The 18,884-nt window shown below is 67.4% G+C and carries 11 protein-coding genes, 3 rRNA genes and 1 pseudogene; 12 read left to right on the top strand and 3 right to left on the bottom strand.

The features are described from left to right. Positions 1-4 precede the first annotated feature (4 nt). Positions 5-433 (bottom strand): metallopeptidase family protein, encoded by a 429-nt coding sequence (locus B9S64_RS12275; protein WP_103493194.1) that lies wholly within the window; start codon positions 431-433, stop codon positions 5-7. Positions 434-812: 379 nt separating this feature from the next. Between B9S64_RS12275 and B9S64_RS12270 the strand changes: the two genes are divergently transcribed. From B9S64_RS12270 to B9S64_RS12235, 8 genes are all read left to right on the top strand, one after another. Continuing rightward, entirely contained in the window at positions 813-1,193 is a 381-nt protein-coding gene (locus B9S64_RS12270) for a DUF3499 domain-containing protein (protein WP_078552000.1), read from the top strand. 289 nt (positions 1,194-1,482) lie between these two features. Beyond that, positions 1,483-2,853 carry a phosphomannomutase/phosphoglucomutase gene (locus B9S64_RS12265; protein WP_103493193.1) on the top strand — a complete coding sequence of 457 codons (1,371 nt, stop codon included), beginning with the start codon at positions 1,483-1,485 and terminating at the stop codon, positions 2,851-2,853. Between the two features lie 159 nt (positions 2,854-3,012). Further along, positions 3,013-3,195: a Trm112 family protein gene (locus tag B9S64_RS12260; RefSeq protein ID WP_028441210.1), complete on the top strand. Its 183-nt coding sequence runs from the start codon at positions 3,013-3,015 to the stop codon at positions 3,193-3,195. A 56-nt stretch (positions 3,196-3,251) separates the two neighbouring features. Next, positions 3,252-4,394: an SIS domain-containing protein gene (locus tag B9S64_RS12255; RefSeq protein ID WP_109492042.1), complete on the top strand. Its 1,143-nt coding sequence runs from the start codon at positions 3,252-3,254 to the stop codon at positions 4,392-4,394. A gap of 248 nt (positions 4,395-4,642) precedes the next feature. Next, positions 4,643-5,827, top strand: a complete 1,185-nt coding sequence (gene manA, locus B9S64_RS12250; protein WP_103492752.1) for a mannose-6-phosphate isomerase, class I — start codon at positions 4,643-4,645, stop codon at positions 5,825-5,827. Positions 5,828-5,914: 87 nt separating this feature from the next. After that, entirely contained in the window at positions 5,915-7,069 is a 1,155-nt protein-coding gene (locus B9S64_RS12245; RefSeq protein WP_103492753.1) for a cation diffusion facilitator family transporter, read from the top strand. Positions 7,070-7,330: 261 nt separating this feature from the next. Then, positions 7,331-8,788 carry an adenosylhomocysteinase gene (gene ahcY, locus B9S64_RS12240; protein WP_103492754.1) on the top strand — a complete coding sequence of 486 codons (1,458 nt, stop codon included), beginning with the start codon at positions 7,331-7,333 and terminating at the stop codon, positions 8,786-8,788. A gap of 490 nt (positions 8,789-9,278) precedes the next feature. Beyond that, entirely contained in the window at positions 9,279-9,905 is a 627-nt protein-coding gene (locus B9S64_RS12235; RefSeq protein ID WP_028441205.1) for a hypothetical protein, read from the top strand. A 32-nt stretch (positions 9,906-9,937) separates the two neighbouring features. Here the strand turns inward: B9S64_RS12235 and B9S64_RS12230 are convergent, their stop codons facing one another. Further along, positions 9,938-10,963: an RDD family protein gene (locus tag B9S64_RS12230; protein WP_103492755.1), complete on the bottom strand. Its 1,026-nt coding sequence runs from the start codon at positions 10,961-10,963 to the stop codon at positions 9,938-9,940. A gap of 119 nt (positions 10,964-11,082) precedes the next feature. On the opposite strand from B9S64_RS12230, the gene B9S64_RS12225 reads away from it, so the two are divergent. From B9S64_RS12225 to rrf, 4 genes are all read left to right on the top strand, one after another. Beyond that, positions 11,083-12,090, top strand: coding sequence for a stage II sporulation protein M (locus tag B9S64_RS12225; RefSeq protein WP_103492756.1), 1,008 nt, complete (start codon positions 11,083-11,085; stop codon positions 12,088-12,090). Positions 12,091-12,801: 711 nt separating this feature from the next. Beyond that, positions 12,802-14,327: ribosomal RNA gene (locus B9S64_RS12215) — 16S ribosomal RNA — on the top strand. 300 nt (positions 14,328-14,627) lie between these two features. Next, a 23S ribosomal RNA gene (locus tag B9S64_RS12210) occupies positions 14,628-17,752 on the top strand. 79 nt (positions 17,753-17,831) lie between these two features. Next, positions 17,832-17,948, top strand: a 5S ribosomal RNA gene (rrf, locus tag B9S64_RS12205). Together the 16S, 23S and 5S rRNA genes form the textbook arrangement of a ribosomal RNA operon. 70 nt (positions 17,949-18,018) lie before the next feature. Here rrf and B9S64_RS12200 read toward each other — a convergent pair. After that, positions 18,019-18,847 (bottom strand): annotated as a pseudogene (locus tag B9S64_RS12200) (IS5 family transposase). Positions 18,848-18,884 lie beyond the last annotated feature (37 nt).

Raw genomic sequence — 18,884 nt, 5'->3', positions numbered from 1 at the left:
CCGTTCAGTCCTGGCCGTAGCGCGGATCGACCGACTCCGGGGAGAGGCCGAGCAGTTCGGCGACCTGCTCCACCACGACCTCGTGCACCAGCAGGGCGCGCTCGTCCCGGCTCTTCGTACGGATCTCCACGGGGCGCCGGTAGACGACGATCTGCGCGGGACGGCCCTTGGCCGCCGACAGCGAACTGCCGAGCGGTACGGTCTCCTCCGCCGCCACCGGGACGTCGAGGACCAGGAAGTCGACGTCGGCCAGTTGCGGCCAGCGCCGTTCCAGCCGCTCCACCGAGTCCTGGACGAGATCGCGGAACGTGTCCGCCCTGCTGACCGACAGCGGCACCTGGGGTGGCGCGACCGGTCCGCGCATACCGCGGCCGTGCCGGTCGCGGTGGCGGGGCCGTGGCTCGGACGGGCGGGGCGGTACGGGACTGTCCATCACCGACGCAGCGTAACCCTCCGGTGGCCGGGACGATCACGGCTTCCCGCGCAGGTCGCCGGATGTCTCCCCTCGGTGGCCGGACACCAGTCCCACCTCGCCGGCCGGACCCCGGCGGACCCGGTGCCCGGGGGCGAGGATTCCGGCCACAGGGGGTCCGGATCCGGCCCCGACCGCGACGGCCGGCCCGGCGCCGGACGCCCCCTCACCTGCCCGCCGACGCCCCGTACCCGTCCCGCCCGCACCCGTACGGAACGGGCTGCGACGCAGGTCAGCGCGGTCGCGCCCAAGGCTTCACGGGAGCCGTCCGGCGGACGACACGAGGCGTGACCCCGGGGACAGTCGTCGCAGCCCGCTCAAGAGTGCGGTACCGTCCAACATCGTGAGCCCTGTACGTCGCTGTTCGCGAACCGCGTGCGGCCGTCCCGCCGTCGCGACACTGACGTACGTCTATGCCGACTCGACCGCGGTCCTCGGCCCGCTCGCCACCTATGCCGAGCCCCACTGCTACGACCTCTGCGCCGAGCACGGCGAACGGCTCACGGCCCCGCGCGGCTGGGAGGTCGTCAGGCTCGCCGATCCCTCGGCGCCCACGCGTCCCAGCGGTGACGACCTCGAAGCACTGGCCAACGCCGTCCGCGAGGCGGCCCGGCCGCCGAGCCGCGAGGCCGAGGGCCGGGGCCGCGGGGCCCGCACCGCGGATCCGGTGGAGGTCGCGCGCCGGGGCCACCTGCGCGTGCTGCGTTCCCCCGAGTCCTGATCCGCCGTTCCCGCTCCTGGCCGCTGTTCCCTGTGCGTCAGGCCGCCGTTCCGCGACGCCTGGTTTTGGGGTGGGTGCGGGGCCTTTGGCTTCGTGCGGCCCAACGCGCCGTCCCCGCAGCGGGTTTGACGGGCACTCGGGCGACGGCATCCGTCCGGGCCCGCACGCGGGTACGGGGGGTCCGCGGCCGGGCGTGTACAGGAAGTCCGCGGCCGGACGCTCCCCTGCCCGTCTCCCGGAGCGCGGCGGGTAGTTTGGGCGGTCCGTAGAGATCCCAGGAGGACTGGCCGTGGTTGCTGACCTGTCGCAGCTCGTGAAGGCGTACGACGTACGCGGCGTCGTGCCCGACCAGTGGGACGAATCGCTGGCCGAACTCTTCGGCGCCGCCTTCGTCCAGGTCACCGACGCGGACGCGATCGTGATCGGCCACGACATGCGGCCCTCCTCGCCCGCGCTGGCCGGGGCCTTCGCCCGCGGGGCGACCGCACGCGGCGCCGACGTCACCCTGATCGGGCTCTGCTCGACGGACCAGCTGTACTACGCCTCCGGCGCCCTCGACCTGCCCGGCGCGATGTTCACGGCCTCGCACAACCCTGCACGCTACAACGGCATCAAGCTGTGCCGGGCCGGTGCCGCGCCCGTGGGCCAGGACACCGGCCTCACCGAGATCCGCACCCTGGTCGAGCGGTGGTCGGAGCACGGCGCCCCGGCCCCGGCCCCCGGCACCGTACCGGGCACGGTCACCGAGCGTGACGTCCTCACCGACTACGCGGCCCATCTGCGGGGCCTGGTCGACGTCAGCGCGGGGCGCCCGCTCAAGGTCGTCGTGGACGCGGGCAACGGCATGGGCGGGCACACCGTCCCGACCGTCTTCGAGGGCCTGCCCCTCGACCTCGTCCCCCTGTACTTCGAACTCGACGGCACCTTCCCCAACCACGAGGCCAACCCCCTGGACCCGAAGAACCTGCTGGACCTCCAGGCACGCGTCGTGGCGGAGGGGGCCGACCTCGGCCTCGCCTTCGACGGCGACGCCGACCGGTGCTTCGTCGTGGACGAGCGGGGCGAAGGCGTCTCCCCGTCCGCGATCACGGCCCTGGTGGCCGCCCGTGAACTGGCCCGCAACGGCGGCGAGGGCACCGTCATCCACAACCTGATCACCTCCTGGTCGGTCCCCGAGGTCGTCCGCGAGAACGGCGGAACCCCGGTCCGTACGCGCGTCGGACACTCCTTCATCAAGGCGGAGATGGCCCGGCACGGGGCGATCTTCGGCGGCGAGCACTCCGCGCACTACTACTTCCGCGAGTTCTGGAACGCCGACACCGGCATGCTCGCCGCCCTCCACGTCCTGGCCGCCCTCGGAGGCCAGGAAGGCCCGCTCTCCGGGCTCGTCGGCCGGTACGACCGCTATGCGGGCTCCGGCGAGATCAACTCCACCGTCGCCGACCAGACGGACCGGCTGGCGGCGGTCCGGGCACGGTACGCGAGCCGGGACGACGTGACCCTGGACGAGCTGGACGGACTGACGGCGACGAGCACCGACTGGTGGTTCAACCTCCGCCCGTCCAACACCGAGCCGCTGCTGCGCCTGAACGTGGAGGCCCGGGACGCGGCGACGATGACCGCGGTGCGCGACGAGGTACTGGCCCTGGTGCGCGCGTAGAGAGGCGGGACCGGGGCCCGTGGGCCCGCCGCGCCGCGCCGGTGTCGGCCCGGCGGTAGGCTGACCAGGCCCCGGGGGCCGCGGATCGCACCGGTTCACACCCGATCCGCGCCCCGTGCCCGACCTGATCCGTACGCCATGCTCGAAGGGACCCACCCCATGCCGCTCGAAGCCGGTCTCCTGGACATCCTCGCCTGCCCGGCCTGCCACGCCGCGCTCGACGACCGGTCCGCCGCCGAGAACCCCGAGCTGGTCTGCACGAACACGGACTGCGCGCTCGCCTACCCGGTGCGCGACGGCATCCCCGTCCTCCTCGTCGACGAGGCCCGCCGCCCCGCCTGACCCCCGGCACACGTATCCCGCACCCTGATCAGCACGGTGATCGGAGGCCCACCGCCATGCTCGACGAGTCGTTGCTCGACGCCCCGGAAGACCTGGCCCGAGCCGATCGGCGCGGACTGCTCCGCGGAGCCGCCGAGGCCGGGGCGCGCGTCCGCACCGCCGCCCGGCACGCCGACGAGGCGGGCATCGGCGCGCTGGCCCCCGAGGGCCGGCCACGCGCCGTCCTCGTCGCGGGCCCCGGTACGGCGGCGACCGGCGTCGCCGACCTGATCGGCGCGCTCGCGGGCGCCGCCGCGCCCGTCACGCCGATCCGGCCCACCGGGGTGGCGGCGGCCGCCGGGGCGCTGCGCTGGGCCCTGCCGGGCTGGGCGGGGTCCGTGGACCTGCTGCTCATCGCCACCGCGGACGGTTCGGAACCCGGCCTCGCGCTGCTCGCCGAGCAGGCGTACCGGCGCGGCTGCACGGTCGTCGCGGTCGCCCCCGTACGCTCGCCGCTGCGCGAGACGGTCGACGGGGTGCACGGACTCGTCGTACCGATGGCGGCGGCCCCGTACGGCGAGTACGACGCCGAGACCGCGGCCGCCGGTCCCGGCACGCTCTGGGCCCTGCTGACGCCGCTGCTGGCCCTGCTGGACCGGGTCGGCCTGGTCGAGGCGCCGCCCGACGTCCTCCACAAGGTCGCGGACCGCCTGGACGCAGCCGCCCAGCGGTGCGGACCCGCCATCGCCACGTACAGCAACCCGGCGAAGACCCTCGCGGCCGAGCTCGCCGGCAGCCTGCCCCTGGTCTGGACGGAGGGCGAGGCGGCGGGACCCGTCGGGCGCCGGTTCGCCGCCGTCCTGGCCGAACTCGCCGGACGCCCGGCGCTCGTGGCCGAGCTTCCACAGGCGCTGCCCGCCCACGGGGGGCTGCTCGCCGGGGCGTTCGCCGCCGCGGCCGACCCCGACGACTTCTTCCGCGACCGTGTGGACGAGCCCGAGGCGATGCGCGCCAGGGTGGTCCTCCTCCGCGACCGGCCGACGGGCGGTCTCAGCGCGGCACCGGCCGCCCGTGAACTCGCCCTCAGCCATGACACGGCCATCAGCGAACTCGAACCACAGGAGGGCGGCGAACTGGAGGCACTCGCCGAACTCCTGGCGATCACCGACTTCGCCGCTGTGTACCTCTCCCTGGCCTCCGCCTCCGAGCATCAGAGCTGAGGATTCCGGTTCCGACGGGTCCGGTTCCCCCGGGTCCGGGGCCGACGGGCCCGGTGGCCGGTTCCGGTCCGGTGGCTCGGGTCCGGAGGTTCCGGTCCGGTGGTTCCGGTTCCCGCTTCGGCCTCCGACTCGGCCTCTGACTCCGGCTCCGACTTCGGCTCCGGCTTCGGCTCCCTTCCTCCGACGAACGATCCGGCTTCCCCTTCCCGCACCACCCGCCCCCGCGCACCCCACGAGGACGACATTCCATGGACCGGCTCTCCAACACCGTGCGCCCCTACGCCTGGGGCTCCACGACAGCGATCCCCGAACTGCTCGGCACCGCACCCACCGGCGAACCCCAGGCCGAGATGTGGATGGGAGCCCACCCCGGAGCCCCCTCCCGCCTCACCCGCCCCACCGGCAACGGACTTGGTACCGGCACCGAACAGGCGCTCTCCGACATCATCGCCGCGGACCCCGAACGCGAGCTGGGCCCGGCGGCCGTCCGCGCCTTCGGCCCCCGGCTCCCCTTCCTGCTCAAGCTGCTCGCGGCCGGCGCCCCCCTCTCCCTCCAGGTCCACCCCGACCTGACGCAGGCACGCCAGGGGTACGCCGACGAGGAGAGCCGCGGCATCCCGGTCGACGCACCGCACCGCACCTACAAGGACGCCAACCACAAACCCGAACTGGTCTGCGCGCTCACCCCCTTCGAAGGCCTGTGCGGCTTCCGCCGGCCCGCGGAGACGGCCGCGCTGATGGGAGCCCTCGGCGTCGACTCCCTCAAGCCGTACGTTGACCTCCTCCGGGCCCACCCCGAAGAGGCTGCCCTGCGCGAGGTCCTCACGGCGATCCTCTCGGCGGAACCGGACGCGATGGCCCGTACCGTCGAGGAGGCGGCGGAGGCGGCCGAACGGCTCGGCGGTGCCCACGCCCCGTACGCCCAGATCGCCCGCCACTACCCCGGCGACCCGGGCGTCATCGCCGCCATGCTCCTGAACCACGTGCGGCTCCAGCCCGGCGAGGCCATGTTCCTCGGCGCCGGTGTGCCGCACGCCTACCTCGACGGGCTCGGCGTCGAGGTCATGGCCAACTCCGACAACGTCCTGCGGTGCGGACTGACCCCCAAGCACGTCGACGTACCCGAACTGCTGCGCATCGTCCGCTTCGAGGCCACCGATCCCGACATCCTGCGCCCCGAGGCCTCGCCCACCGGCGAGGAGCTCTACGACACCCCGGTCGACGAATTCCGTCTGTCGCGCTACGTCCTGCCGACCGGTGGAACGCCCGTGGACCTGACGACGGCCGCCCCGCAGATCCTCCTGTGCACGGCGGGCGGCCCGCAGACCGGTGAACTCACCCTCGCTCCCGGCGAGGCCGTCTTCGTCCCGGCAGACGAAACGGTCGAAGTGACCGGTACGGGCACGCTGTTCCGCGCGACCGTGGTCATCTGACACACCGTCCCCGACAGCGGCTGCAAGAATGTCCCGCCGAACCGCGGCGACCGAGCCGCAGCACTGAGGAAGGGACACCACCCACCCATGAGCGCGTCAGGCGGAACCAAGGCGATCGTGGCGGCACTGTCCGCCAACCTCGCGATCGCAGTGGCCAAATTCGTGGCGTTCCTCTTCAGTGGCTCGTCGTCGATGCTCGCGGAAAGCGTCCACTCGGTCGCGGACTCGGGCAACCAGGGCCTGCTGCTGCTCGGCGGCAAGAGGGCGAAGCGGCAGGCCACCCCCGAGCACCCCTTCGGGTACGGGCGCGAGCGCTACATCTACGCCTTCCTCGTCTCCATCGTGCTGTTCTCGGTCGGTGGCATGTTCGCGATCTACGAGGGCTACGAGAAGATCAAGCACCCGCACGAGATCGAGGCCTGGTACTGGCCCGTCGGCGTGCTGGTGTTCGCGATCATCGCCGAGGGCTACTCGTTCCGGACGGCCATCGCGGAGTCCAACCAGACCCGCGGGAAGCTCTCCTGGACGGAGTTCATCCGCAGGGCGAAGGCGCCCGAGCTGCCCGTCGTCCTCCTGGAGGACTTCGGCGCGCTCGTCGGTCTCGTCCTGGCCCTCGGCGGCGTCGGTCTGGCGCTGGGCACCGGCAACGGAGTCTGGGACGGCATCGGCACCCTCTGCATCGGCGTCCTGCTCATCGCCATCGCGATCGTCCTCGCCGCGGAGACGAAGTCGCTGCTGCTCGGTGAGTCGGCCGGGGTGGAGGACGTCGAGAAGATCAAGGCATCCGTGGTCGACGGTGACACCGTCACCCGCATCATCCACATGCGTACGCTCCACCTCGGCCCGGAGGAACTGCTGGTCGCCGCGAAGATCGCCGTACGGCACGACGAGTCCGCCGCGGAGATCGCCGACGCCATCAACGCCGCCGAGTCCCGGATCCGCGCGGCCGTCCCGATCGCGCGGGTGATCTACCTCGAACCCGACATCTACAACGAGCGGGCGGCCGCGGCCGGAACCAACCCGGGCAAGGCCCCGGAGGCGCCCGACGCCCCGGACGCGCCCGCTACTCCGGACGCCCCGGATGTGCCCGCCACCTCGGACGCGCCCGGCGGGACCGGTACGGGCGGCGGTATGGGCGGTGGTACGGCGTCGGGTGCCGGGGCCTCTTCGGAGGCGAGTGATTCCTCGCCGTCCTCGGCCGCTTCCGAGGCCTCGGCCCCGCCGGACGATTCCGGCCACTGAACCGTTGACCTTCGGCCCGGATCGGCTCCGCGTCCCACCCGGATCCCCGGGTGGGCTGGGGCCCGCCGGGCCGATCGGTGTAGATTCGTCGCAGTACCAGACGTCGCTGCTGATGGCGGTCGATCGGCCCGCGGTCGCGGGCCGGCCGAGGGAGAGAGGGCCTCCGACGGACTGCACTGTGATGACCCGGGCATTCGTGTGCCCGCCGCCACCGCAGAGCCAGCCAGCCCACCCTCGACCCATCACGAGGAGCAGCCCGTTATGACGACGGCCGCCCAGCACCAGGACTTCAAGGTCGCCGACCTTTCCCTCGCCCCGTTCGGGCGCAAGGAGATCACCCTCGCCGAGCACGAGATGCCCGGCCTGATGTCGATCCGCAAGGAGTACGCCGCCGCGCAGCCGCTGGCCGGCGCCCGTATCACCGGTTCGCTGCACATGACGGTGCAGACCGCGGTGCTCATCGAGACCCTCGTCGCCCTCGGCGCCGACGTCCGCTGGGCCTCCTGCAACATCTTCTCCACCCAGGACCACGCCGCCGCGGCCATCGCGGTCGGCCCCGGGGGCACCCCCGACGCCCCCGCCGGCATCCCGGTCTTCGCCTGGAAGGGCGAGAGCCTGGAGGAGTACTGGTGGTGCACCGAGCAGGCACTGACCTGGCCGGACACCCCCACCGGCGGCCCGAACATGATCCTCGACGACGGTGGTGACGCCACCCTCCTCGTGCACAAGGGTGTCGAGTTCGAGAAGGCCGGCGCGGCCCCGGACCCGGCGACCGCGGACAGCGAGGAGTACGCCTGCATCCTCACGGTGCTGAACCGGACCCTCGGCGAGTCCCCCCAGAAGTGGACCCAGCTGGCGTCCGAGATTCGCGGTGTCACCGAGGAGACCACGACCGGTGTGCACCGGCTGTACGAGATGCACCGCGACGGCACCCTCCTTTTCCCGGCGATCAACGTCAACGACGCGGTCACCAAGTCGAAGTTCGACAACAAGTACGGCTGCCGCCACTCGCTGATCGACGGCATCAACCGCGCCACCGACGTACTGATCGGCGGCAAGACCGCCGTCGTCTGCGGTTACGGCGACGTGGGCAAGGGCTGCGCGGAGTCCCTGCGCGGTCAGGGCGCCCGCGTGATCATCACCGAGATCGACCCGATCTGCGCCCTGCAGGCGGCGATGGACGGGTACCAGGTCGCCACCCTCGACGACGTCGTGGAGACCGCGGACATCTTCGTCACGACGACCGGCAACAAGGACATCATCATGGCCGGTGACATGGCCCGGATGAAGCACCAGGCCATCGTCGGGAACATCGGCCACTTCGACAACGAGATCGACATGGCCGGTCTGGCGAAGATCGACGGCATCGTCAAGGACGAGGTCAAGCCGCAGGTCCACACCTGGACGTTCTCGGACGGCAAGGTCCTGATCGTGCTCTCCGAGGGCCGCCTGCTGAACCTGGGCAACGCCACCGGCCACCCCTCGTTCGTCATGTCCAACTCGTTCGCGGACCAGACCCTGGCCCAGATCGAGCTGTTCACCAAGCCCGAGGAGTACCCGACCGACGTCTACGTGCTGCCCAAGCACCTGGACGAGAAGGTCGCCCGCCTGCACCTGGACGCGCTGGGCGTGAAGCTCACGACCCTGCGCCCCGAGCAGGCCGACTACATCGGCGTACCGGTCGAGGGCCCCTACAAGTCCGACCTCTACCGCTACTGAGCCACCCGCCGACCGGACGACCTGCCGGCCGAGCGGCCGGCGGCCGGGTACCACCGGCCGAGCGGCTGGGTACCACCTGCCGGCCGAGCGGCTGGCGGCCGGGTGAGGGTGTGTCACCCGAGCCCGAGCGCCCTGTCGGTCCCGGTCCGGCAGCCGTCCTTGGCAGCGATCCGAGCGCAGGCCCCCGCACCCCCGTGCCGGGGGCCTGCCCCGTCTCGTGCACCTGGTCGGCCCTGTGCCCGACCCGTATGCCCGACCCGTGTGCCCGACTGCGCGACCCCCGCGTCCGGCGGCCCGGCTCGGCACCCTGTCCGACGGCTCGGCCCGGCACCCGTGCCTGCCGGCTCGGCGACGGGGCCCGACCGGCAGCCCTGTGCCCGTTGGTCCGACGCCCGGCGCCCGTGCGTGCCGGCCCGACACCCGCGTCTGACGGTCCGGCTCGTCACCGCACGCGCACGGCCCGAGGAACCCCGAGGACTCGAAGGACCCCATGCCCCGCGGCCGATATTCGCTCCACGATCTCCACGACCACACCCCCCTCGGCGAAGAACACTTCCACTGCGCCCCCGGACCGTCCGGCTGGCGCTACGTCTCCCAGACCACGGCGCCCTCCGGCGCCCATCTGGGCTCGGTCGATCTGGCCCTGGACGAGCTCGGCCGTCCGATCCGCCTCGAACTGCACGCCGCGAGCTGGCAGGTGCGCGGCGCCGCACTCGAAGGCGTCACCTGGGTACGGACGGACCCGACGGGCGCGTACGCGACCGAAGGCAATGTCCGCGCCCACACCTTCTCCGGAACCTCCCCCGCGTTTCTGGTCGCCACCAGCCGACTCCTGCGCCTCACCCCCGATTCCCCCGAGACCCGTGTCCGCGTGGTCACCTTCACGGACCCGGTCCTCGCGCCCCGTACCGTCGATCAGTCCTGGGCCCTGGTGAACAGTGAAGCGCACGCCACTGACAACGGGCCCCTGATCGTGGACGAATACCAGGTCAGCGCACTGGACACCGGTGAACGGCACACCGTCCACCTGGCCGGTGACGTGGTTCTCGCGGCCCCCGGCATCGAGCTGGAGGAACTGGAGTCGCCGCCCTCCCCGGCGCCCCGCGAGGCGGGGTGAGCAGGCCGACCGGACCGGTGCGGGGAAAGTGGCTACGCGGGCGGCGCGAAACCCTTCGTGGCCGGGGCGCCGGATCCCCCCGGCCCGGCGGGGTCCACGGAGCCGGTGCTGTCCGCAGGACCGGTGGGGCCTGCGGCGCTTGAGGGACCTGTGCCGGCTGGGCCTACGGGCCCTCCCGCCCCATGGGTTCCCGCAGGCGCGGTCGAGTGAGTTCCCGTGGGCGCGTAGGAGCCTGTCGGCCGGGCGTCCCGCACCCCAAACCCCTGCTGCGGATGCCCGGTCGGCGTGTACAGCTGGGCACCTCCGGCCGATGTGGCGACGACCCGGCGGACATCGCGTGTCTGCCGCTCGTTGACCACCGCCGCCAAGTACGCCGCCGCGGGCACCCCTTGCGGCGCCGGAGTCCCCGTACAGGCGACGAGATCAGCCGAGAGGCGCTCGGCGATCGACCACCCCACGGCCGCGTCGAGCTGATGCATTCGCGTGAGGTACTGCCGTACGGCCAGCCAGAGTTCGTCCGGCACGGCGGAGAGGTCCAGCTGGGTGAAGCGCCCCACGAGCCAGGGCGGGGGCGGCGGTACCGCGAGGCCGCGACCGGCCGGCACCCGTTCACGTACGACGAGGGTGCCCGCGAACACGTCGCCGAGCCGCCGGCCCCGCTCCGACACCGACGACGAGACGCAGGCGACGACGCCGAACGTCCCGAGGAGCTCGACCATGCCCATCGCCCCCCGCACCAAGGCGTGCCGGAAACGGATCGGACCGCCGTCGTCCCGTACGACGCGCAGCCCACAGGCCAGCTTTCCGAGCGACCGGCCGTGGCTGAGCGTCTCGACCGCGATCGGCCCGCCCACCAGCACCAGCAGGAAGACGCCGACCGCGACAGCGGCGCGGGCCGCCTCGTCCAGCGACACGGTCGCCACGGCAAGGCCGATCGATACCAGCATGAATACAGTCAGAACGACAGCGAGATCGATCGCGATCGCCAATGCCCGGCTCGGCAACTTCGCCGGCCGCAATCCCAGTACGACCGCGTCTCCGGTCACGAGCTCACTCATCGCCGCCTGCCCTCCGCCGCCCTTGTCCGCCCCTCGGCAGCTCAGTCTGCCAAGCTGACCCGCAGCGCGCCGCAGTAGTACGGACCCGTACGCACCCACGCCTGGAGCAGCAGTCGACCATGGATCTCGACGTCTTCGTGACGGCCCACCGCGCCGAGTGGGACCGCCTGGACCACCTTCTGCACCGAGGGCGCGGCCTGACAGGCGCGGAGGCCGACGAACTCGTCGCCCTGTACCAACGCACGGCCACCCATCTCTCGCTGATCCAGTCCAGTGCGCCTGATCCCCAGCTGACCGCTCGCCTCACCCAGCTCGTCGCCCGTGCCCGCTCCACCGTGACCGGGACCCGGCGGGCCTCGTGGCGGGACGCCGTGGGCTTCCTGACCGCGGGCTTTCCGGCAGCCGTTTACCGCTCGCGGCACTGGTGGATACCCACGGCGGTGCTGTCCACCGTTCTGGCGGCGGTCATCGGCTGGTGGATCGGCACCCATCCTGAGGTCCAGGCGTCGATCGCCGCCCCCGACGACTTGCGCAGCCTGACCCGGCCCGGCGGTGAGTACGAGACGTACTACTCCAGCCACCCGGCCGCGTCCTTCGCCGCCCAGGTCTGGACGAACAACGCTCAGGCCGCGGCGATGTGCCTGGTGCTGGGCGCGTTCCTGTGCGTCCCGGTCGTGTGGATCCTCTTCCTCAACGTGCTCAACCTCGGCGTCGGCATCGGTCTGATGTCCTCGGCGGGGCGCCTGGACACCTTTCTGGGACTCGTACTCCCGCACGGCCTGCTCGAACTCACCGCGGTGTTCGTCGCAGCCGGAACGGGGCTGCGCCTCGGCTGGACCGTGATCGACCCGGGGCCCCGCACGAGACGTGCCGCCTTGGCGCAACAAGGCCGCGCCGCACTGGGCATGGCGGTCGGGCTGGCCCTGATCCTGTTCGTCTCCGGTGTCATCGAGGGCTTCGTGACCCCGTCCGGCTTGCCCACCTGGGCGCGGATCACCATCGGGGTGGTGGCCGAACTGGCCTTTCTGGCCTACGTGTACATCCTCGGCGGCCGAGCGTCCCGGGCCGGCGACACCGGCGACCTGGAGGCCGACGGACGGAGTGCCGAGCTGCCCTCCGCGGCATGACGGCCCCGATGTGCGCCGGCCTGTGTCGGCCTGCTAGTCTCATCCTCGCCCACCAGAGCTGTTGACACGGCTGCTGCGGGGAGGTAGGTTTTAACGGTTGCGAGGGACTGGACAAGTCCGGTAGCAGCCAACTAAAGTTCATCTCGCTCAAGCCGGAGACATGTTCTCCCGCAGAGCCGATCGATTCTTCTCTTCCGAGCAGCCAGGCTGATTAACTTCGGCCGAATTGCTTCTGATAAAGTCGAGTCAGCCGAAAGGCGAAGGCCCTTCCATGGCCATTGGATTCAGTATGCGAACCGGAAACGGAACGGATAAAGAGTCTGGTAAGGTTGGAGCCGCCGGAAAGGGAAACGCGAAAGCGAAGAACTGGAAAGCGGAAGACGCGGAACCCGCTTCGACCGGGAATCGGACACGAAAGAGTCTGATAGAGTCGGAAACGCAAGAACGAAGGGAAGCGCCCGGAGGGCCCCGGTAAAACGGGACCGAAGGAAGCGTCCGTTCCTTGAGAACTCAACAGCGTGCCAAAAGTCAACGCCAGATATGTTGATACCCCGGCCTGCTTCGGCAGGTTGGTGGTTCCTTTGAAAAGACCTGCCCGATCCCTTCGGGGGTGCGGGTAGGCGAAACACAGCGAGGACGCTGTGAACGACCGGTCTTATTCCGACCTGGTTGTTCCGCTCTCGTGGTGTTCATCCCGATTACGGGAAAACATTCACGGAGAGTTTGATCCTGGCTCAGGACGAACGCTGGCGGCGTGCTTAACACATGCAAGTCGAACGATGAAGCCTTTCGGGGTGGATTAGTGGCGAACGGGTGAGTAACACGTGGGCAATCTGCCCTTCACTCTGGGACAAGCCCTGGAAACGGGGTCTAATACCGGATAACACTCTGTCCCGCATGGGACGGGGTTAAAAGCTCCGGCGGTGAAGGATGAGCCCGCGGCCTATCAGCTTGTTGGTGGGGTGATGGCCTACCAAGGCGACGACGGGTAGCCGGCCTGAGAGGGCGACCGGCCACACTGGGACTGAGACACGGCCCAGACTCCTACGGGAGGCAGCAGTGGGGAATATTGCACAATGGGCGAAAGCCTGATGCAGCGACGCCGCGTGAGGGATGACGGCCTTCGGGTTGTAAACCTCTTTCAGCAGGGAAGAAGCGAAAGTGACGGTACCTGCAGAAGAAGCGCCGGCTAACTACGTGCCAGCAGCCGCGGTAATACGTAGGGCGCAAGCGTTGTCCGGAATTATTGGGCGTAAAGAGCTCGTAGGCGGCTTGTCACGTCGGATGTGAAAGCCCGGGGCTTAACCCCGGGTCTGCATTCGATACGGGCTAGCTAGAGTGTGGTAGGGGAGATCGGAATTCCTGGTGTAGCGGTGAAATGCGCAGATATCAGGAGGAACACCGGTGGCGAAGGCGGATCTCTGGGCCATTACTGACGCTGAGGAGCGAAAGCGTGGGGAGCGAACAGGATTAGATACCCTGGTAGTCCACGCCGTAAACGTTGGGAACTAGGTGTTGGCGACATTCCACGTCGTCGGTGCCGCAGCTAACGCATTAAGTTCCCCGCCTGGGGAGTACGGCCGCAAGGCTAAAACTCAAAGGAATTGACGGGGGCCCGCACAAGCAGCGGAGCATGTGGCTTAATTCGACGCAACGCGAAGAACCTTACCAAGGCTTGACATATACCGGAAAGCATCAGAGATGGTGCCCCCCTTGTGGTCGGTATACAGGTGGTGCATGGCTGTCGTCAGCTCGTGTCGTGAGATGTTGGGTTAAGTCCCGCAACGAGCGCAACCCTTGTTCTGTGTTGCCAGCATGCCCTTCGGGGTGATGGGGACTCACAGGAGACTGCCGGGGTCAACTCGGAGGAAGGTGGGGACGACGTCAAGTCATCATGCCCCTTATGTCTTGGGCTGCACACGTGCTACAATGGCCGGTACAATGAGCTGCGATGTCGCAAGGCGGAGCGAATCTCAAAAAGCCGGTCTCAGTTCGGATTGGGGTCTGCAACTCGACCCCATGAAGTCGGAGTTGCTAGTAATCGCAGATCAGCATTGCTGCGGTGAATACGTTCCCGGGCCTTGTACACACCGCCCGTCACGTCACGAAAGTCGGTAACACCCGAAGCCGGTGGCCCAACCCCTTGTGGGAGGGAGCTGTCGAAGGTGGGACTGGCGATTGGGACGAAGTCGTAACAAGGTAGCCGTACCGGAAGGTGCGGCTGGATCACCTCCTTTCTAAGGAGCATTTCTTACCCGGCTTCGGTTGGGTCAGAGGCCAGTACACCGGCGAATGTTCGGTGCTGGTTGCTCATGGGTGGAACGTTGACTACTCGGCACGACAGGTTCATTACTGCTAGTACTGCTTCGGCGTGGAACGTGGTGAGGGACAGGTCGGGTCGGGCACGCTGTTGGGTATCTGAAGGTACGGCCGTATGGTCGCCTTCGGTTGCCGGCCCCAGTGCACTCGTCCGTGAGGACGGGGTGATGGGTGGCTGGTCGTTGTTTGAGAACTGCACAGTGGACGCGAGCATCTGTGGCCAAGTTTTTAAGGGCGCACGGTGGATGCCTTGGCACCAGGAACCGATGAAGGACGTGGGAGGCCACGATAGTCCCCGGGGAGCTGTCAACCAAGCTTTGATCCGGGGGTTTCCGAATGGGGAAACCCGGCAGTCGTCATGGGCTGTCACCCGCTGCTGAACACATAGGCAGTGTGGAGGGAACGAGGGGAAGTGAAACATCTCAGTACCCTCAGGAAGAGAAAACAACCGTGATTCCGGGAGTAGTGGCGAGCGAAACTGGATGAGGCCAAACCGTATGCGTGTGATACCCGGCAGGGGTTGCGCATGCGGGGTTGTGGGATCTCTCTTTCACAGTCTGCCGGCTGTGAGGCGAGTCAGAAACCGTTGATGTAGGCGAAGGACATGCGAAAGGTCCGGCGTAGAGGGTAAGACCCCCGTAGCTGAAACATTGACGGCTCGTTTGAGAGACACCCAAGTAGCACGGGGCCCGAGAAATCCCGTGTGAATCTGGCGGGACCACCCGCTAAGCCTAAATATTCCCTGGTGACCGATAGCGGATAGTACCGTGAGGGAATGGTGAAAAGTACCGCGGGAGCGGAGTGAAATAGTACCTGAAACCGTGTGCCTACAAGCCGTGGGAGCGTCGCTGGCAGCACTTGTGCTGTCAGTCGTGACTGCGTGCCTTTTGAAGAATGAGCCTGCGAGTTAGCGGTGTGTAGCGAGGTTAACCCGTGTGGGGAAGCCGTAGCGAAAGCGAGTCCGAATAGGGCGTTTGAGTTGCACGCTCTAGACCCGAAGCGGAGTGATCTAGCCATGGGCAGGTTGAAGCGGAGGTAAGACTTCGTGGAGGACCGAACCCACCAGGGTTGAAAACCTGGGGGATGACCTGTGGTTAGGGGTGAAAGGCCAATCAAACTCCGTGATAGCTGGTTCTCCCCGAAATGCATTTAGGTGCAGCGTCGTGTGTTTCTTGCCGGAGGTAGAGCACTGGATAGGCGATGGGCCCTACCGGGTTACTGACCTTAGCCAAACTCCGAATGCCGGTAAGTGAGAGCGCGGCAGTGAGACTGTGGGGGATAAGCTCCATGGTCGAGAGGGAAACAGCCCAGAGCATCGACTAAGGCCCCTAAGCGTACGCTAAGTGGGAAAGGATGTGGAGTCGCAGAGACAACCAGGAGGTTGGCTTAGAAGCAGCCACCCTTGAAAGAGTGCGTAATAGCTCACTGGTCAAGTGATTCCGCGCCGACAATGTAGCGGGGCTCAAGCGTACCGCCGAAGTCGTGTCATTCATACGTATAGGGCTAACGCCTGTGTGGATGGGTAGGGGAGCGTCGTGTGCCGGGTGAAGCAGCCGCGGAAGCGAGTTGTGGACGGTTCACGAGTGAGAATGCAGGCATGAGTAGCGATACACACGTGAGAAACGTGTGCGCCGATTGACTAAGGGTTCCTGGGTCAAGCTGATCTGCCCAGGGTAAGTCGGGACCTAAGGCGAGGCCGACAGGCGTAGTCGATGGACAACCGGTTGATATTCCGGTACCCGCTTTGAAACGCCCAGTACTGAATCAGGCGATGCTAAGTCCGTGAAGCCGGCCTGATCTCTTCGGAGTTGAGGGTAGTGGTGGAGCCGATGAACCAGACTTGTAGTAGGTAAGCGATGGGGTGACGCAGGAAGGTAGTCCAGCCCGGGCGGTGGTTGTCCCGGGGTAAGGGTGTAGGACGCACGGTAGGCAAATCCGTCGTGCATATAGTCTGAGACCTGATGCCGAGCCGATTGTGGTGAAGTGGATGATCCTATGCTGTCGAGAAAAGCCTCTAGCGAGTTTCATGGCGGCCCGTACCCTAAACCGACTCAGGTAGTCAGGTAGAGAATACCGAGGCGTTCGGGTGAACTATGGTTAAGGAACTCGGCAAAATGCCCCCGTAACTTCGGGAGAAGGGGGGCCATCTCTGGTGAGGGAACTTGCTTCCTGAGCTGGGGGTGGCCGCAGAGACCAGCGAGAAGCGACTGTTTACTAAAAACACAGGTCCGTGCGAAGCCGTAAGGCGATGTATACGGACTGACGCCTGCCCGGTGCTGGAACGTTAAGGGGACCGGTTAGTGCACTTTCGGGTGTGCGAAGCTGAGAACTTAAGCGCCAGTAAACGGCGGTGGTAACTATAACCATCCTAAGGTAGCGAAATTCCTTGTCGGGTAAGTTCCGACCTGCACGAATGGCGTAACGACTTCTCGACTGTCTCAACCATAGGCCCGGTGAAATTGCACTACGAGTAAAGATGCTCGTTTCGCGCAGCAGGACGGAAAGACCCCGGGACCTTTACTATAGTTTGATATTGGTGTTCGGTTCGGCTTGTGTAGGATAGGTGGGAGACTTTGAAGCGGCCACGCCAGTGGTTGTGGAGTCGTCGTTGAAATACCACTCTGGTCGTGCTGGATGTCTAACCTGGGTCCGTGATCCGGATCAGGGACAGTGTCTGATGGGTAGTTTAACTGGGGCGGTTGCCTCCTAAAGAGTAACGGAGGCGCCCAAAGGTTCCCTCAGCCTGGTTGGCAATCAGGTGTTGAGTGTAAGTGCACAAGGGAGCTTGACTGTGAGACCGACGGGTCGAGCAGGGACGAAAGTCGGGACTAGTGATCCGGCAGTGGCTTGTGGAAGCGCTGTCGCTCAACGGATAAAAGGTACCCCGGGGATAACAGGCTGATCTTCCCCAAGAGTCCATATCGACGGGATGGTTTGGCACCTCGATGTCGGCTCGTCGCATCCTGGGGCTGGAGTCGGTCCCAAGGGTTGGGCTGTTCGCCCATTAAAGCGGTACGCGAGCTGGGTTTAGAACGTCGTGAGACAGTTCGGTCCCTATCCGCTGTGCGCGTAGGAATATTGAGAAGGGCTGTCCCTAGTACGAGAGGACCGGGACGGACGAACCTCTGGTGTGCCAGTTGTTCTGCCAAGGGCATGGCTGGTTGGCTACGTTCGGAAAGGATAACCGCTGAAAGCATCTAAGCGGGAAGCCTGCTTCGAGATGAGTGTTCCCACCACCTTGAGTGGTTAAGGCTCCCAGTAGACGACTGGGTTGATAGGCCAGATGTGGAAGCCCGGTAACGGGTGGAGCTGACTGGTACTAATAGGCCGAGGGCTTGTCCTCAGTTGCTCGCGTCCACTGTGTTGGTTCTGAAATAACGAACTGCCGTGTTGTTGTCCGGTGTTGGTTAATTTCATAGTGTTTCGGTGGTCATTGCGTTAGGGAAACGCCCGGTTACATTCCGAACCCGGAAGCTAAGCCTTTCAGCGCCGATGGTACTGCAGGGGGGACCCTGTGGGAGAGTAGGACGCCGCCGAACTATTATTCCGGGAAAGCCCCGTGCCCTTGTGGCACGGGGCTTTTCTGCGTTTCAGAGGCTTTTACAGCGGCTAACACAATGAGTTGATCTGTCGGTGGGTGATGAGGCAGCAGGCGAGTTTGAGGAAGGCTTCGTGGATGTCGGCCCGTCGTTCCCAGCGGATGCGGAGGCGTTTGAAGCCGTGGAGCCAGGCGAAGCTGCGTTCGACGACCCAGCGGTAGGTTCCCAGTCCGGTGCCGTGGAGGGTGCCGCGGCGGGCGATGGCAGGGACGATGCGGCGCTGGCGGACCTGGTCGCGGTAGATGTCGTGGTCGTACCCGCGGTCGGCGAAGAGTGAGTCTGGCTTGCGTCGCGGGTGCCCGATCCGGCCTCTGACGGGTGGGACGGCGTCGAGCAGGGGCAGGAGCTGGGTGACGTCGTTGCGATTGCCGCCCGTGAGGATCACGGCGAGCGGTGTGCCTTGTCCGTCGGTGATCAGGTGGTGTTTCGATCCGCTTCGGCCACGATCGACCGGACTCGGTCCCGTGAGGCTCCCCCTTTTATGGCCCGTACGTGGCTGGAGTCGACCACGGCACGCGACCAGTCGAGACGGGCCGCCGCGTTGAGCTCGGCCAGCAGCACCTCGTGCAGCTGCTGCCAGACGCCGGCCTCGTTCCAGTCCCGCAACCTCCGCCAGCACGTCATGCCCGAACCGAAGCCCAACTCCTGCGGCAGGTACTCCCACTGGATGCCGGTGTGCAGCACGAACAGGATGCCGCACAGCACTTGCCGATCCGGCAGCGGCTTCCGTCCAGGGTGCCGAAACCGGCGTTCCTTGCGCGGCAGCAGCGGCTCTATCCGCTCCCACAGAGCATCCGACACGATCCACGGCGAAGCCCCCATGCCCAGACAACGCCCAACTCCGGACACGGACACGGCCAACAGGCCCGATCCACC

It is taken from the genome of Streptomyces sp. SM18 (genome assembly GCF_002910775.2).
Classification (GTDB): Bacteria; Actinomycetota; Actinomycetes; order Streptomycetales; family Streptomycetaceae; genus Streptomyces; species Streptomyces halstedii.
The sequence above is the reverse complement of the archived record's forward strand: the minus strand, read 5'-3'. Positions and strand labels throughout refer to the sequence as shown.

Coding starts and splice junctions, on each gene's coding strand:
- B9S64_RS12275 (WP_103493194.1), bottom strand. CDS start 433: ATGGACAGTCCCGTACCGCCCCGCCCGTCCGAGCCACGGCCCCGCCAC.
- B9S64_RS12260 (WP_028441210.1), top strand. CDS start 3,013: ATGCCGCTCGAAGCCGGTCTCCTGGACATCCTCGCCTGCCCGGCCTGC.
- B9S64_RS12255 (WP_109492042.1), top strand. CDS start 3,252: ATGCTCGACGAGTCGTTGCTCGACGCCCCGGAAGACCTGGCCCGAGCC.
- manA (WP_103492752.1), top strand. CDS start 4,643: ATGGACCGGCTCTCCAACACCGTGCGCCCCTACGCCTGGGGCTCCACG.
- B9S64_RS12245 (WP_103492753.1), top strand. CDS start 5,915: ATGAGCGCGTCAGGCGGAACCAAGGCGATCGTGGCGGCACTGTCCGCC.
- ahcY (WP_103492754.1), top strand. CDS start 7,331: ATGACGACGGCCGCCCAGCACCAGGACTTCAAGGTCGCCGACCTTTCC.
- B9S64_RS12235 (WP_028441205.1), top strand. CDS start 9,279: ATGCCCCGCGGCCGATATTCGCTCCACGATCTCCACGACCACACCCCC.
- B9S64_RS12230 (WP_103492755.1), bottom strand. CDS start 10,963: ATGAGTGAGCTCGTGACCGGAGACGCGGTCGTACTGGGATTGCGGCCG.
- B9S64_RS12225 (WP_103492756.1), top strand. CDS start 11,083: ATGGATCTCGACGTCTTCGTGACGGCCCACCGCGCCGAGTGGGACCGC.